Here is a 14,940-nt window from a genome sequence, read left to right as displayed (position 1 = left end):
GGTGGCACCCAGGGCAAGCTGGAAGGGCTATATCAAGCTGAGTTTGGTCAGCTGTCCGGTGAAGATGTTTCCGGCGACGAGCGCGTCGGAGCGGATCACCTTCAACCAATTGCACAAGGACACCCACAACCGGATCAACATGAAGCCGGTGGACCCTGAACTGGGTCTGGTGGAGCGTTCGGACCTCGTCAAAGGCTACGAGTACGAGGACAAGCAGTACATCATCATCGACGAGAGCGATCTCGACGCGGTGCGGATCGAATCCAACCACACCCTGAACATCGAGGCCTTCGTCGACGAGGACGAGGTTGACGTCATCTACCAGGATGCGCCGTATTACCTGGCGCCGGACGGAGCGATGGCGGAGGAGACGTTCGCGGTGCTCCGCGAGGCGATGCGGCAATCAGGCAAGCTCGCCATCGCGCGGCTGGTGCTGACCAATCGCGAGCGGGTGGTGACGATCGGGGCGCGCGAGAACGGCATGTTCGTCACGGTGCTGCGCAACCCCAACGAGGTGCGCGGCACGGCCGAGTATTTCGGCAACATCCCGGCGGTGAAGCCCGAGGCCGAGATGCTGGAACTGGCTGAAAAGCTGATCGAGCAGAAGGTCAAGAAGTTCGACCCCAAGGATTATGAGGATCGCTACGAGGTTGCGCTGATGGCGATGATCCGCGAGAAGCTCAAGGGTCACAAGCCGATCATCGCGGCGGCGCCGGAACGCGGCAATGTCATCAACCTGATGGATGCGCTGAAGGCGAGCCTGGGACAGGCAAAGCCGGCGGCCCCGAGCAAGGCGAAGGCCGAACCGGCCGAGAAGCCCGCGGCGAAGAAGCCGACGCTGAAGGAAGCGGTGGCGGCATCGAAGGCGGCGGCAGCAAAACCTGCGGCGACAAAGAAGAAGGCCTGATCCGGTGCCCTTGGCTGCCCCTCACCCTGACCCTCTCCCCAAAGGGGCGAGGGGACGCTTAGGGCAGGGCTGGCGGATCAGCCCTGGAAGCCTGTAGAATCGGCCAATGCGGAAACCTGACAGCACCATCGGCATCGTGGGCGGGCTCAGCGCCTTCCCGCGCAGGCTGGCGGCCAAGGCGGTCTCCGGCAAGGGCGGACGACTGCGCCGCGGCGTCACGCGCCACACATCGCGCATGGTGCTGGGCCGCACGCTGCTCGACAAGTTCACCGACGCCGAGATCGAGCAGCGTGTCGCGGCGCTGCGCGAGAGCGGCGCGACACTGATCAGCGAGAACGGGTTCTTGCGCTGGCTCGGGCTGATGAGCGCGCCGGACCAATCCAACCTCACGCGGCAATCGCTGCTCGAGCAATCGAAGCTCGACGGGCGGATGTTCGACCTGCTGGCGCTGTTCGACGCATTCGAGCATGACGCCGAGCCGTTCTCGTTCCGCGACCTGATCCTGTCGCGCAAGTATGCGGGACTCCTGGCTGGCGGAGCCACCTGGGGGGCGATTGCGCGCTCGGTGCATCGGTCGGGGCCGGTGGCGTCGCTGACGGCGATGTCGCTACATCCGGGCGGGCCGAAGCGGATCCATGCGCTGTTTGGCGATGATCGGGCGGAACTCGATGGGCAGCGGCTGCTGCCGCTGGCGCCGATCGAGGACGAGTCCGAGGAGTATTTCTCGCTGGCCGAAGCGGCCGAGGCGGCTGGGCTGTTTGCCGAGGCCGCGGTGCTTTACGGGCACTGCCTGTCGATCGATCCCAATGACTCGGTGGCGGCCTATAACCGGGCCAATTGCCTCAAGGCGGCGAACGACAACTCCGAGGCGGCGAATGCCTATATGCAGGCGATCAAGCGCGATCCGGATTTCGTCGAGGCGTGGTTCAACTATGCCGGGTTGCTGCGCGAGGAGGGCAAGATCGCTATCGCGCGCCAGCATCTCGTGACGGCGATCGAGATCGACCCCGACTATGCCGACGCGATCTACAACCTTGCGACGCTTGAGTATGACGCCGGGAATCTGAGCGAAGCGCGGCGCTGGTGGGCGCGGTACCTCGAACTCGACCAGGACTCGGAATGGGCGAGGACCGCCTCGCGCGGCATCGCTTATGCGGACCTCCACACACGGAAATCAGCGGGCTGATGGCGACCGACTTCCTCTTCGATGGGCCCGAAGACGCGCGGGTCACGATCATGCTGGCGCACGGCGCTGGCGCGCCGATGGACTCGGCGTCGATGAACGCCACGACCAAGGCGCTGGCGGCGGTCGGGTTCCGCGTGGCGCGGTTCGAGTTCGGCTACATGGCGGGCCGTCGGACGGAAGCGGGCAAGAAGCCGCCACCGAAGGCCGAGACGGTGATGCCGGAGTATGTGGCGGCGGTCGACGACCTGGGTCCGACTAACGGACCACTGATCATCGGCGGCAAATCGATGGGCGGGCGGGTCGCGAGCATGATTGCGGATGCCGAGTTCGAGGCAGGGCGGATCGCGGGGTTGCTGTGTATCGGCTATCCGTTCCATCCGCCTGGGCGGCCGGCGCAACTGAGGACCAAGCACCTGATTGGGCTCAAGACGCCCGCTCTGATCTGCCAGGGTACGCGCGACGAGTTCGGCGTGCCGGACGAAGTCTCGACCTATGGGCTGTCGCCGCAGATCGAGGTGAAGTGGCTCGAGGACGGCGACCATGACCTGAAGCCGCGGAAGGCGATTTCGGGGTTTTCGACGGCCGATCACCTGAAGACGGTGGCAGACAGCTTCACGGCCTGGGTCGGGCGCATCGCGCCGTAGAGCACCAGCTTTGAAGATCGCGACGTTCAACATCAACAACGTCAACCGGCGGCTGGACAACCTGCTGGCCTGGCTGGATGAGGCCGAACCGGATGTCGTCTGCCTGCAGGAGCTGAAGGCGCGCGATATCCAGTTCCCCGCGACGGCGCTGGCCAATGCCGGCTACGGGGCGGTGTGGCGCGGCGAGGCGAGTTGGAACGGCGTTGCCATCCTCGCCAAGGGGGTCGAGCCGGTGCTGACGCAGGAGTCGCTGCCGGGTGATCCGGACGATGAGCAGGCGCGCTATATCGAGGCAGCGGTGAACGGGGTGGTGATCGCCTCGCTCTACGCGCCGAACGGCAACCCGCAGCCGGGACCGAAATTCGACTACAAGCTGGCGTGGGGCGAGCGGCTGATCGCGCACGCGGCAGAGTTGTTCGAGAGTGGCGTGCCAGTGGTGCTGGCGGGTGACTACAACATCGTGCCGGAGCCGCGCGACATCTATGTCACGACGTCGTATCGGGACAATGCGCTGGTGCAGGCGGAGCCGCGCGAGCAGTTCCGGCGGCTACTGGAGCAGGGCTGGACCGATGCGTTGCGGAAGAAATTTCCGAACGAGACGCTCTACACCTTCTGGGACTACATGCGGAACCGCTGGCCGCGCGATGCCGGATTGCGGCTCGACCACATGCTGCTGAGCAAGCAGCTGGTACGGAAGCTTGGGGCCGCCGGGATCGATCGCGAGGTGCGCGGTCAGGATGGGGCGAGCGACCATGCGCCCGTCTGGATCGAGCTGAAGCTCTAACGGCTACGGTCGAATCAAAGTTGACTGGCATTATCAAAATTAGTAGCCCATTGATTAGAGCGTGATGGGTTGAGCATATGAAGCCGCTGAAGCTGCTGACGGGCACGGTGCTGGGCCGCCGCATGGTCACTCCGGGTATGGTGCGGGTGACGCTGGGCGGCGAGGGACTCAAGGACCTCAGGACCACCGGCGTCGGCGACGAGTATGTGCGGCTGTTCTTTCCTGATCCCGAAACCGGCGAGCTGGTGCTGCCGCAAGAGGACGGGCAGGGGTTCTGGAAATACCCCGAGGGCAAGAAGCCGGCGCATTGCGAATGCTACACCATCCGCCATGCGCGGCCGGATGAGGTGGACCTCGATTTCGTGGTGCATGAGCACGGCCGGGCCAGCGAGTGGGCACAGGCCTGCGCGCCGGGCGACACCATCGCCATGCGCGAACCCTGCGGAATTTACGAAGCGCCAGCGGATGCCAAGTGGCAGCTGTTCGTCTGCGATGCGACCGGGTTGCCGGCGCTGGGGCGGTTGCTCGAGGGGCTCGATGCGGATGTCGAGGCACGGGTCATCGTCGAGGTGCCGGACGCCAGCCATGAGCAGGTGTTCGAGACGAGGGCGAGGCTGAAGCTGGTGTGGCTGCATGGTTCGGGCAACGGCGTGGCGCCGAGCAAGCTCGAGGACGCGGTGCGGTCGATGAACCTGCCGACGGATCGCGAGGTCTATGTGTGGGTGGCGTCCGAGGCCAGGGCAGTGCGGCCGATCCGCAGGTATCTGCGCCATGAGCTGAAGTGGCCCGCGACCAGGTACTCGATTACCGGCTACTGGACCGACAAGTTGGCGGAGTGGGAACGCAACTGGGCGGCGCTCGACGGCACGGTGAAGAAGCAGATCGACGACCTGTGGCGGTCGGGGCGCGATGCGCAGGACGTGCGCGATGACGTCGAGGCTGTGATGGAGAAGTTCGGCCTTTAGCCCGCGAAGCTGCGGATGGCGGCGGTAACGGCTTCGGTGATGCCGGGGTCGCTGAGGGAATGGCCGGCGTTGTCGACGACCTGCACCTCGGCATCGGTCCAGATTGCGGCGAGCGCGTGTGCGGTGCGGGGCGGGCAGAGCAGGTCGTAGCGGCCCTGCACGATGACGCCGCGGATGCCCGCAAGATGGTGGGCGTTGGCCATCAGCTGGTCGGGCGCCATGAAGCTGTTGTTGCTGAAGTAGTGCGCTTCCATCAGGGCGGTCGCCGGGATGCGGTTTGACGGGGAGAAGTCCAGCCGGGTGGTGACGGGGCGGACCTCGGAGAGGACGCGCTCGGTATCGCCATAGGCGCGGGCGGCCGGGGCGTGGATCGCCGGATCGGGATCGAGGATGCGCTTGAAGTAGCTGTCGACAGGGGACAGGCGCTCCATGGGCGTGAGCAGGCTGAGGAAGTCCTCGTGAAGCGCCGGATAGAAGGTCGAGAGGCCGGTGCCGAAGGCCCATTCGAGCTCGGCGCGGGTGCCGAGGAAGGTGGCGCGCAGCACGATACCGAGGACGCGCTCGGGGTGGGTTTCGGCGTAGGCGAGGGCGGGGGTGGCGCCCCAGGAGCCGCCGACGACCAGCCAGCGCTCGATGCCGAGATGCGCGCGGATGCGTTCCATGTCGGCGACGAGATGGGCGGTGGTGTTGGCGTCGCGCGAGCGGGTCGGGGTGGAACGGCCGGCGCCGCGCTGATCGAACAGTATGGCGCGGAAGCGGGTGGGGTCGAACAGCTGGCGATGGGCCGGCTGGCAGCCGCTGCCGGGGCCGCCATGGAGGTAGACCGCGGGGATGCCATCGGCCGCGCCAACGGTCTCGACATAGAGTTCGTGGCCGTCGCCGACGGGCAGTCTCAGGGTCGAGATCGGTGCGTAAGGGGCAGTTCCGCCGTCAGGCGCCATCGTTGATCCGGTTCGAGCATGTGGCGGTTCGTTCCGGTAGCAGACTCCCGCTCCATGTTGCCATTGCTGATTTCAGGAACGGCCCGGCTACAGGGTTCCCTTGGCCTTGAGCTCGCGCACGGCGTCCTTCATCGCGACGAGGGTGTCGTTGACGACGCCGGCATCGTGCTCGCTGGAGAGAAACCAGGCGCCGCGTTCGAGGGCGCGCACGCCGCGATACATCAGGGCAGTGGTCAGCGCGATGTAGGCGGGGCGGTTCATTTTGGCGAGATCGCGGTAGTCGCGGGCGGGCTGGTCGAGACCGAGCGCCACGTGGAAGACCTGCGGGAAGCCGACGACAGATGCGGTGACGCCGGCCGAGGCGAAGATCTCCTTGAAGCCTTCCTGCAGGGCGGTGCCGGCGGCGCCGATCTTCTTGTAGAGCGCCGGGGTCAGCGACTTAAGCGTCGCGGCAGTTGCCGCCATGGCGATGGGCTGGGCGTTATAGGTGCCGCCATGGACGACGCCACCCGAGGTGAACATGTCCATCAGGTCGGCGCGGCCGGCGACTGCCGCCACCGGGAAGCCGTTGGCGATGGCCTTGCCGAAGGTCGAGAGGTCGGGTGTGACGCCGAACAGTTCCTGCGCGCCGCCGGCGGCGAGGCGGAAGCCGGTGATGACTTCGTCGAAGATCAGGACGGTGCCGGTCCTGGTGCAGGCCTCCCGCGCGCCTTCAAGATAGCCGGCGGCGGGGTGGATGGAGCCCTGGTTGCACATCGCGGCTTCCATGATGACGGCGGCGATATCGCCCTGCGCAAGCCGGGCCGTCAGCAGCTCGAGGTTGTTCCAGGGGAGGACGACCAGGGTGTCGGCGGTATCCTTGAGCTGGCCCTTACTGCCAGCGACCGGGACCGGCGCATCAGCGGGGCCAGCGGCGTCGATGGCCGGGGCGGTCGACCACAGCACGTTGTCGAACCAGCCGTGATAGTGGCCTTCGAACTTCAGGATCTTGGTCCGGCCGGTCGCGGCACGGGCGAGGCGTATCGCGGCCTGGTCGACCTCGGAGCCGGAGGAGCCGAAGCGCATGCGCTCGGCCGACGGCACCATCTCGCAGACAAGGCGGGCGGCCTCAGCCTCGATGGCGGTTTGCCCGGCGAACAGGATCCCGTTGTCGATCTGCGACTTCACCGCATCGACCAGCGCCTGCGGCTTATGGCCAAGGATCATCGGGCCCATGCCGAGGTAGTAGTCGATCAGCTTGTTGCCATCGATGTCGTAGAGGTAGGCGCCTTCGCCGCGTTCGAACACCAGCGGAGTGGGCGAGATGTTGAGACGAAAGTTGCTGTTCACGCCACCGGAGATCCACTGCGAATTGGTGCGGATCGCCTCGATGGATTTGTCGAAGTTGAGCGGACGCGACGCAGCGGTGGGTGATGTAACGGTCAACGCAGGTCTCCTCAGTTCTTGCGGTCCAACTGGCCCGACGCCCCGAATGTTGTAAATGGCCGCCCGTTTCGCGAGGCGGAAAAAAGGGGGGACTGGATTGCCACTACATTCTAGGCGGGAGGTTCGATGTCGTTCCATTATGTAGGACGACGAGCGGCAGGCGGCGGCCCGTTCTTCCGACCAGCCGGGATCAATTCGAAGTGGTGAAGCGATGAGCAAGTCTGGCGACGACTATGTCGTTCTCCCTGTCATGAAGGCCCTGCAGGTGCTGGATTACGTGGCGCGGCAGGGGCACCACGTGACGCTGACCGAGACGGTGCACGAGCTGAAGCTGCCCAAGACCACAGTGTTCCGATACCTGCAGACGCTGTCGGCGGCGCAGTTCCTTGAGCACGACCTGAAGCGCGACCGCTATGGCGTGGGCAGCAAGTTCCGCTCGCTGGCGCGGGTCGACCAAGAGTTGCAGGGGCTGCGCGATATCGCCCAGCCCGAGATGCGGACGCTGATGGAGACGTTCCACGAGACGGTGAACCTCGCCGTGCTGTCGGAGAATGAGGTGGTCTATATCGACATGCTGGAGCCGACAGTTCGGCCGCTGAAGGCGGAGGCTCGGATCGGGCGCCGGCACCCGGCGCATTCGACTTCGCTGGGCAAGGCCATGATGGCATTCCTGCCGGATGCAGCCGCGTCGGCGCTACGCGAGCGTGGCCTGCCGCAGCGGACCATCAACACGCTGACCGATGCCGACAAGCTGCGCCGGCAGGTGGATGACGTGCGGCGGCGCGGCTACGCGATCGAGGTGGGCGAGAACGAGGATGGAGTGATGTGCATTGGCGTGCCGATCCTCGACCGGACTGGCTATCCGGTGGCAGCGATGAGCCTGTCGGCGCCCGAGCGGCGGATGAAGCCCGAACTTACCATCGTCGCGGCAGATGCGCTAAAGGGCGCGGCCAGACGGATCTCCACACATCTAGCCGCGCAAGGAACCGCATTTTGACCGAGACCAAAACACACCTCGTGCCGTGGGAACGGCTGCAGGCGAGCACCATAAGTGTCTTCCGCGCCGCGGGGTCGGAGCTGCGGGAAGCGCAACTGATCGCCGAGCATCTGGTGGAGGCGAACCTGCGCGGCCACGACTCTCACGGGGTCGGCGTGGTGCCGATGTACATCAAGGGCGTGCGTTCGGGCGGCATGGTGTTGAACCAGAGCCTCAAGGTCGACGTCGACACCGGCGCGATGCTGATCTGCGATGCGGGCCAGGGCGCCGGCCAGGTGATGGCGCATGATGCAATGGCGCTGGGGATTGCCCGCGCCAGGGATGAGGGCAGCGCCATCGTCAGCCTGCGCAACAGCCATCACATCGGCCGTATCGGCCACTGGGCCGAGCAGTGCGCGGCGGCGGGGATGGTGTCCATCCACTTCGTCAACGTGGTTGCAGGGGCCATCGTCGCACCGTTCGGCGGGACGCAGTCGCGGCTCGGGACCAATCCGTTTGCTGCGGGGTTCCCGAGGGCCGATGCCCCGCCCGTGGTGGTGGATTTCGCCACATCGAAGCTGGCGGCCGGCAAGGTGCGCGTGGCGCACAACAAGGGCGTGGAGTTGCCGCCCGGGGCGCTGCTCGACAACCAGGGCAAGCCGACGATCAACCCCGGTGCGCTGTTCGAAACGCCGCAGGGCTCGCTGACGACGTTCGGCGAGCACAAGGGATGGGGGCTGATGCTGGCCTGTGAACTGCTGGGCGCGGCAATGGTGGGTGCGCCAACGCAGCACGAGAAGGACGGCAGTGGCGCGGTGATCAACTCGATGTTCTCGGTGATCGTCTCGCCGGAGCGGCTGGGGACGGCAGGGCCGTTCGCGGCGGAGATGGAGTCGGTGCTCGGCTGGGTGCTCTCGGAGAACGAGGCTGGTGGCTCGGTGAAGCTGCCGGGGATGCCGGAGCTGGAAACGAAGACGAAGCGGAGCGCTGAAGGCATTCCAGTCGACACGGCTACGCTCGATCAGCTGGAAGCGGCAGCGCGCGATGTTGGGCTCAAGGGGTTCGAGGTCGGCTGACGCACAGGTGACGAGCGGCGGTTCGCCGCGGCAGTTCTGACGTCCGGACCGGACGAATTCCACGTTGGGAGGGCTTTGCGGGTTGCCACCGCGCCGATAATGTTGCCGGAAATTCTGGAGGATAATCCCATGCATAAAGTCATCGCAGCCCTCGGGCTCGCGGCAACCCTTTCACTCGGCGTGTCCCCTGCGGCGCTGGCTGCCGGCGAGAAGGTGTCGGTGATCACCCCGTTCCTCGCGGCGATAGCGACGGGCGAGATGATCGAGGCGTTCAAGGCCAAGGCGGCCGAGTATCAGTGGACCGTCGACGTGGTCGATACGGCCGGCGACATGGCGGCGTTCGCCAGCCGCGTCGAGGATGCGACGACCAGCGGCGCCAACGCGATCGTCCTGGTGTCTGTCGATCCTGCGCAGATCCAGGACCAGGTCGACAAGGCCAAGGCCGCGGGCGTGCCGGTGATCACCATCGATGGCGCCAAGAACGCCTCGAGCGTGCTCAACGTCACCTCCGACAACTATGTGCTCGGCGAGACGATGACCAAGTTCCTGTTCGACCAGATCGGCAACAAGGGCAACATCGTGCGCTTCTTCTATTCGGCGCACCCGGGCGTGCACCAGCGTGAGCTGGCGCTCGATGCGGCGCTGAAGGCGAACCCGGATGTGAAGCAGGTGGCTGACCACTACGTGGCGGTGCCGGGCCAGGTGGATGACAGCCGTGCCGCGATGGATGCGATGCTGTTGGCGAACCCGGGCGACGGCGCGATCAACGCGGTGTGGGCCGGCTGGGACGAGCCGGGCATCGGCGCGCAGCTCGCGGTGGAAGCTTCGGGCCGCAAGGGGATCGTGATTGCCGGCATCGACGGCAACCCGCAGGCGATCGAGCTGATCAAGGGCTGCACGGCCTATGTCGGCACAGTGCGGCAGGGCTTCGGCGAGATGGCGAACATCGCGGCCACGGAGCTCAACACCATCCTCGCCGGTGGTCCCGCCAGTGCGGACGAGCTCTACGCGCCGGTGGAACTGATCACCCGCGAGAGCCTCGGCGTTACCTGTCCCTGACGTTGCTGGACCTCCGAGGGATCAGCCGGCGCTTCGGCGCGACCCATGCGCTCGAGGATGTGAGCCTCGCCCTTTCCGAGGGCGAGGTGCTCGGGCTTGTGGGGCCAAACGGCGCCGGCAAATCGACGCTGATCAAGATCATAGCCGGTGCTGACCGCCCGGATGCGGGCGAGATCCGCATCGACGGCGTGCCGGTGGATTTCCACTCGGCGCATGACGCCTATGCGGCTGGGATCCGGGTGATCCATCAAGACGCGCCGCTGGTGCCGGGGTTCGATACGGTCGAGAACTGTTATCTCGGGCGGGCGTATCCGCGGCGCTTCGGGCGGATCGACCGCAAGGCGATGCGGGCGGCGATTGCCGAGGTTGCGCGGGCCATTGCCCCGGAACTCGACCTCGATGTGCCGGTGATGTTCCTGCCGCCGGCGGAACGGCAGTTCGTGCGGCTGTTGCGCGCCATTGCCGACAAGGGGCGGTTGCTGATCCTCGATGAGCCGACCGCGGCGCTGCCGGCGGAGGATGCCGAGCGGTTCTACGAGGTGTTGCGGCGGACGCGGGAGCGGGGGACCTCGATCATTCTCGTCAGCCACCGGCTCGATGAGATTGCGGACTTCTGCGGCAGCGCAGTGGTGATCCGCGATGGGCGGATCGTCGCGCGGTTCGGTGCAGGCGAAGTGAAGCCCGAGGCGATGATCGCGGCGATGGGCGGCAGCGCCTCGGAGCGTTCGACAAGGACGACTGATACGACGGCGCCCAAGATCATCGAGATCGACGGTGTGACGGCAGGCGACCTGACGCGGCCGGCCCAGCTCGATGTGCACGCGGGCGAGGTTTTGGCGCTGTACGGACTGGCTGGGTCGGGGCGCTCGAGCCTGCTCAATGCGATCTGGGGGGCGATCCCGTGGAGCGGCGCAATGCGGCTCGAAGGCGAGGCCTTTGCGCCGCGTTCTCCGCGACAGGCTATCGGACGTGGCGTCTCCTGTGTGCCGGCAGACCGGCATCGCAGCGGGCTGTTCCTTGCAGAGGACCTCATCTTCAACAAGACGCTGCCGCTACTCTCCGGCTATCGCCGCATGCGGGGGTTGCCGGTGCCCGACACCAAGGCGGAGCGGGCGGAGTTTCTCGTTGCGGCCGAGCGGGTGTCGCTCAGCTATCGCGACCCGAAGCAGCTGGCGCGGACGCTTTCGGGCGGCAACCAGCAGAAGCTCATCTTCTCGCGCTGGGCCAACCGGCACTCGCGGGTGATGCTGCTCGACGAGCCCACCGAGGGCGTCGATGTGATGGCGAAGGCCACCATCAAGGACATCATCCGGGCGATCGCCGCCGATGGCAACGCAGTGCTCGTCTCGACCTCGGACCGCGACGAGGCGCTGGAGCTGGGCGATCGCATCGCGGTGTTCCGGCAGGGCGGCATCGTCAGGATTTTCACCCGCGCGGAGGCGAGCGCGGAGGCGCTGTCGGCGGCCGCGCAGTCCCGGGAGGCGGCGTGACCCGCACCAATCTCAATCGTTTCGGCACACTGATCGCGTTCGTGTTGCTGTGTATCGGCTTCTCGATCGCGGCGCCGGCGGCGTTCGCCTCGCCGGCCAATGTGTTCAACCTGGTGCAGCAGATGGCGACGCTGGCGATCGTCGCGACGGCAGCGACGCTGGTGATGACGATCTCGGAATTCGACCTGTCGGTAGGGTTCTCGGCCTCGCTCGCGGCGGTGATCTGTTTTGTGCTGTTCGGGCAGGGCTATGACGTGTGGCTGGCGGTGCCGGCGGCGCTGCTGGTGGGGATCGTCGGCGGGGCGGCCAATGGCGTACTGGTGGCGCGCTTCGGCATTCCGTCGTTCGTCGCGACGCTGGCGCTCGGGACGATCCTCTCGGGTTTTGCGTTTGGGCTGAGCGGCGGGCAGAGCCTGTTCCAGTCGGTGCCGGAGGGGTTCAAGGCGTTGGGCAGGGGCGACATCTTCGGCATTCCGGTGCTGGGGTTCTGGATCGTCGGCGTGCTGGGCATCGCGGCGTTCGTCCTGACGCAGACCGAGTTCGGGCGGCGGCTCAAGGCGATCGGCGGCAATGCGCAGGCGGCGCGGTTGGCCGGGTTGCCGATCGTGCGCGACGTGATCGTGACGTTTGCGATTGCCGGCGGGCTGTCGGCGCTGGCCGGGTTGTTGCTGGCGTCGCGGCTAGGCAGCGTGCAGCACACGATGGGCGAGCCGCTGCTACTGCCGGCCTATGCGGCGGTGTTCATCGGCACCACGGCCTCGCCGACCGGTGCGCCGACGGTGGCGGGGACGCTGCTGGGCGTGGCGATCACCGGGGTGATGGTCAATGGCATGACGATCGTGGGCGTGGAGCCGTTCGTGCAGCGCATTCTCACCGGAGTGATCATCATCGTTGCGGTGCTGCTGCGGCGCGTGGGGCGCGGGCGATGAGCGTGCTGGTTCTCGATTGCGGCAGTTCGGCGCTGAAGGCGACGGTGTTTGCCGATGATGGGGCGGTGATCGCGACGACCGATGCGGGTTATCCCGCGGCGATCGCGCCACATCGGCGGGCGCCGGAGGATTGGTGGCGGGCGGCGGTCGAGGCGGTGTGGAAGCTGCCCCTCGATGGGGTGACGGCGATCTCGCTCACCGGGATGATGGAGAACCTGATCGCGGTCGATGCCACCGGGGTGCCGGTGCGGGAGGCGGCGCTCTACTCGGACCCGATCGGCACCGGGGCGTTCGAGGCGGTGGCGGGGCGGCTCGAGGCGGCGGACGCGACGGCAATTCTCGGTAATGCACCGCGGCCGCTGATGACGGCGTTCAAGCTGCTGGCGCTCGGGCCCAAGGGGGCCGAGTGGGTGCTGCCGGGTTCGAAGGATTTTCTGGCGCTGCGGCTCACCGGCGTGGCAGCGACTGATCCGAGCTGTGCCAGCACGAGCGGGCTGATGGACATCGCGACGCGGGACTGGTCCGGGGAACTGGTCGAACTGCTCGATGTCGATCGGGGCCTGCTGCCGCCGATCCTCGCGGCGGAGACTGTGCTGGGTGGGCTCACCGCCAGGGCGGCGGAGGCGCTGGGGTTGCCTGCGGGTACCCCGGTGATCAATGGCTGCGGGGATGCCGCTGCGACGACCATCGGGAGCGGGGCGGAGCAGGCGGACGAGGTGAGCGTCTATCTTGGCACCAGCGGCTGGGTGGCGGGTGTCACTGCGGTGACCGAACGGACGCCACGACCGTACTATCGGCTGGCGCATCCGCTGCATGGCGGGTTGATCGAGGTCGCCCCGATCCTCTCGGCGGGTGCGGCGGCGGCTTGGGCGCGCGAGACGCTAGGGCTGACGCTGCCGGAGGCCGAGCGCATGGCCGGGGAAGCAGATGCGTCGCCCGGTGGGGCGCTGTTCCTGCCGTATCTCAATGGCGAGCGCACTCCCTTCGTTGATCTGGACCTGAGGGCCGGGTTTGCCAATGTATCAGCCACCGACGGCGCGGGGGCACTTTATTACGCGGCGCTGGAGGGTGTGGCGTTCGCCATTGCCGCCAATGTGCGGGCAATGGGGGCGGCGGGGCCGGTCTACCTGGTGGGCGGCGGCGCGCAGAGTGCGGTCTGGCCGCAGGTCATGGCCGATGTGCTGGGGCGCGAGGTGACGGTGCCGGCGCATCCGGTGCTGGCGGCGAGCCTCGGGGCGTACCGGATCGCGGCCAAGGCGCTGGGGCTGACTTCGCGGGCAGCGGCGCAAGGCCGGGTGTACCGGCCGCGGGCCGACCGGGCCGAGCGGATCGCACGGCAGGCGCGGGCGTTCGACCGGGCGACGGCGATGCTGCGCGAGCTGGCGCGGGGCTAGGCTTCGGCGAGCATATCGCCGAGGTTGCGCGAGAAGTGCCGGCGGAAAAGCGTCAATTGCGCGGCGCCGAGCGGTGCGGCGAAGGCGCCGAGCTTGCCGGCAACCAGCCGCGGGCGCTTGAAGCCGGCCGCGTCGAGATCGGACAGTGCTCGCTGGGTAGCATCGACGAGCCGCTCGACGATCTCCTGCGGGACCGCGCTATCAATGATCGCCTGGTCGATCTCGAGCACAGCGGCAGTGTTGAAGATGATCTCGGCCATGGCGATGCCGGCTTCCTCGATCCAGGGCTCCACCTGTTCCTTCCAATCCTGCCACGGCCACGCGGCGGGAGCGTCGACGGGGATACGGATGCCGCTCTCGGCGAGGCGGCGGCTGAGGGCAGTGGTGGAGGCAAGGTCGTGCCCGAACCGGGGATGGCCATCATGGCCGTTGACCAGCATGGAACCGAGATTGGCGGAGTTGCCGGTCGGGCCTTCCCACAGCGTGTGTTCGGCCGTGATGCCGGCGCCCAGATAGGTCGACACGAACAGGTGCACGAGGTTGGGTGGGCGGGGCGGCGGCGACATCACCATTTCGGCGAAGCAGGCGCAGTTGCCGTCGTTGAACCAGGTGGTCGGCAGGCCCGTAGCAGTCTCGATGGCGCTGCGCAGGTCGAGTTCCGCCCATAGCGACAGCTGGTGCTCTGGTGGATCGATCAGCCGGATCAGCCTGCCCATATTGCTCGGGGTCGCCAGCCCGATGCCGGCGAGACGCTGCTGCTTTTCGGGGCTGAGCTTGGCGACGAGCGCGGCAATTGCGCGGGCCGCTTCCTCGACGATGGTCTGCGCATCGGGATAAGCGAAATCGCGCCGGTAGCGCCCCAGCTCCTCGCTGCCCACGTTGATGAGCGCGACGTCGATGTGCTGCCAGGATATTTCGCAGCCGATGCTGTAGGCGCCGGAATAATCGAGATGGAGCGGTGTGGCCGGCTGGCCCCGACGGCCACGCAGCACTTCGCCGCGGGTTATCAGCCCATCGTCCTCGAGCTCGCTGACGATGGCCGAGGCGGTCTGCGGCGCCAGGCCGGTGCGGCGGGAGACCTCGGCATTGGAGAGGCCGGGGTTGAACGCAATGGCGGTCAGCACGGCGCGACGATTGGCGGCGCGCAGGCTGGCGTGCTGCACA

General features: G+C 67.0%; 14 protein-coding genes. 11 read left to right on the top strand and 3 right to left on the bottom strand.

What is annotated here, in order from left to right; all coding sequences use genetic code 11:
• The first annotated feature begins 1 nt into the window (after window position 1).
• From ku to AC1DWU_RS10985, 5 genes are all read left to right on the top strand, one after another.
• Window positions 2-907, top strand: a complete 906-nt coding sequence (ku, locus tag AC1DWU_RS11005) for a non-homologous end joining protein Ku (RefSeq protein WP_477150016.1) — start codon at window positions 2-4, stop codon at window positions 905-907.
• Window positions 908-1,013: 106 nt separating this feature from the next.
• Window positions 1,014-2,093: a tetratricopeptide repeat protein gene (locus tag AC1DWU_RS11000; protein ID WP_477150015.1), complete on the top strand. Its 1,080-nt coding sequence runs from the start codon at window positions 1,014-1,016 to the stop codon at window positions 2,091-2,093.
• Window positions 2,093-2,737, top strand: a complete 645-nt coding sequence (locus AC1DWU_RS10995) for an alpha/beta hydrolase family protein (protein ID WP_477150014.1) — start codon at window positions 2,093-2,095, stop codon at window positions 2,735-2,737. The genes AC1DWU_RS11000 and AC1DWU_RS10995 overlap by 1 nt, the downstream gene beginning before the upstream one ends.
• A 10-nt stretch (window positions 2,738-2,747) precedes the next feature.
• Window positions 2,748-3,521 carry an exodeoxyribonuclease III gene (locus AC1DWU_RS10990; RefSeq protein WP_477150013.1) on the top strand — a complete coding sequence of 258 codons (774 nt, stop codon included), beginning with the start codon at window positions 2,748-2,750 and terminating at the stop codon, window positions 3,519-3,521.
• Between the two features lie 77 nt (window positions 3,522-3,598).
• Window positions 3,599-4,486, top strand: coding sequence for a siderophore-interacting protein (locus AC1DWU_RS10985; RefSeq protein ID WP_477150012.1), 888 nt, complete (start codon window positions 3,599-3,601; stop codon window positions 4,484-4,486).
• Here AC1DWU_RS10985 and pip read toward each other — a convergent pair.
• Window positions 4,483-5,427, bottom strand: coding sequence for a prolyl aminopeptidase (gene pip / locus AC1DWU_RS10980; RefSeq protein WP_477150011.1), 945 nt, complete (start codon window positions 5,425-5,427; stop codon window positions 4,483-4,485). The genes AC1DWU_RS10985 and pip overlap by 4 nt on opposite strands.
• An 87-nt stretch (window positions 5,428-5,514) precedes the next feature.
• Window positions 5,515-6,852, bottom strand: coding sequence for an aspartate aminotransferase family protein (locus AC1DWU_RS10975; protein WP_477150010.1), 1,338 nt, complete (start codon window positions 6,850-6,852; stop codon window positions 5,515-5,517).
• A 211-nt stretch (window positions 6,853-7,063) separates the two neighbouring features.
• On the opposite strand from AC1DWU_RS10975, the gene AC1DWU_RS10970 reads away from it, so the two are divergent.
• The 6 genes from AC1DWU_RS10970 to AC1DWU_RS10945 all read left to right on the top strand — a co-directional run bounded on the left by AC1DWU_RS10970 (window position 7,064) and on the right by AC1DWU_RS10945 (window position 13,776).
• Window positions 7,064-7,849 (top strand): IclR family transcriptional regulator, encoded by a 786-nt coding sequence (locus tag AC1DWU_RS10970; RefSeq protein WP_477150009.1) that lies wholly within the window; start codon window positions 7,064-7,066, stop codon window positions 7,847-7,849.
• Window positions 7,846-8,904: a malate/lactate/ureidoglycolate dehydrogenase gene (locus AC1DWU_RS10965; RefSeq protein WP_477150008.1), complete on the top strand. Its 1,059-nt coding sequence runs from the start codon at window positions 7,846-7,848 to the stop codon at window positions 8,902-8,904. The genes AC1DWU_RS10970 and AC1DWU_RS10965 overlap by 4 nt, the downstream gene beginning before the upstream one ends.
• A 129-nt stretch (window positions 8,905-9,033) precedes the next feature.
• The gene (locus AC1DWU_RS10960; protein WP_477150007.1) at window positions 9,034-9,963 is read left to right on the top strand and encodes a sugar ABC transporter substrate-binding protein; all 930 of its coding nucleotides are present in this window, start codon (window positions 9,034-9,036) and stop codon (window positions 9,961-9,963) included.
• A 2-nt stretch (window positions 9,964-9,965) separates the two neighbouring features.
• On the top strand, window positions 9,966-11,453 hold the full coding sequence (locus tag AC1DWU_RS10955) for a sugar ABC transporter ATP-binding protein (protein ID WP_477150006.1): 1,488 nt from the start codon (window positions 9,966-9,968) through the stop codon (window positions 11,451-11,453).
• On the top strand, window positions 11,450-12,382 hold the full coding sequence (locus AC1DWU_RS10950) for an ABC transporter permease (protein WP_477150005.1): 933 nt from the start codon (window positions 11,450-11,452) through the stop codon (window positions 12,380-12,382). The genes AC1DWU_RS10955 and AC1DWU_RS10950 overlap by 4 nt, the downstream gene beginning before the upstream one ends.
• A complete protein-coding gene (locus tag AC1DWU_RS10945; protein ID WP_477150004.1) occupies window positions 12,379-13,776 on the top strand; it encodes a xylulokinase in 1,398 nt (465 codons plus the stop codon). Before AC1DWU_RS10950 ends, AC1DWU_RS10945 begins: the two co-directional genes overlap by 4 nt.
• Here AC1DWU_RS10945 and AC1DWU_RS10940 read toward each other — a convergent pair.
• Window positions 13,773-14,939: an ROK family transcriptional regulator gene (locus tag AC1DWU_RS10940; RefSeq protein WP_477150003.1), complete on the bottom strand. Its 1,167-nt coding sequence runs from the start codon at window positions 14,937-14,939 to the stop codon at window positions 13,773-13,775. The genes AC1DWU_RS10945 and AC1DWU_RS10940 overlap by 4 nt on opposite strands.
• Between the last annotated feature and the right edge of the window lies 1 nt (window position 14,940).

The organism is Devosia sp. P2_G7 (assembly GCF_056403495.1).
Note: the sequence above shows the minus strand (reverse complement) of the source record. Positions and strands in the feature narration are given on the sequence as shown.

Excerpts from the sequence above, each read along its gene's own strand:
- AC1DWU_RS10960 (WP_477150007.1), top strand. The coding sequence starts at position 9,034 with ATGCATAAAGTCATCGCAGCCCTCGGGCTCGCGGCAACCCTTTCACTC.
- AC1DWU_RS11000 (WP_477150015.1), top strand. The coding sequence starts at position 1,014 with ATGCGGAAACCTGACAGCACCATCGGCATCGTGGGCGGGCTCAGCGCC.
- pip (WP_477150011.1), bottom strand. The coding sequence starts at position 5,427 with ATGGCGCCTGACGGCGGAACTGCCCCTTACGCACCGATCTCGACCCTG.
- AC1DWU_RS10995 (WP_477150014.1), top strand. The coding sequence starts at position 2,093 with ATGGCGACCGACTTCCTCTTCGATGGGCCCGAAGACGCGCGGGTCACG.
- AC1DWU_RS10945 (WP_477150004.1), top strand. The coding sequence starts at position 12,379 with ATGAGCGTGCTGGTTCTCGATTGCGGCAGTTCGGCGCTGAAGGCGACG.
- AC1DWU_RS10985 (WP_477150012.1), top strand. The coding sequence starts at position 3,599 with ATGAAGCCGCTGAAGCTGCTGACGGGCACGGTGCTGGGCCGCCGCATG.
- AC1DWU_RS10970 (WP_477150009.1), top strand. The coding sequence starts at position 7,064 with ATGAGCAAGTCTGGCGACGACTATGTCGTTCTCCCTGTCATGAAGGCC.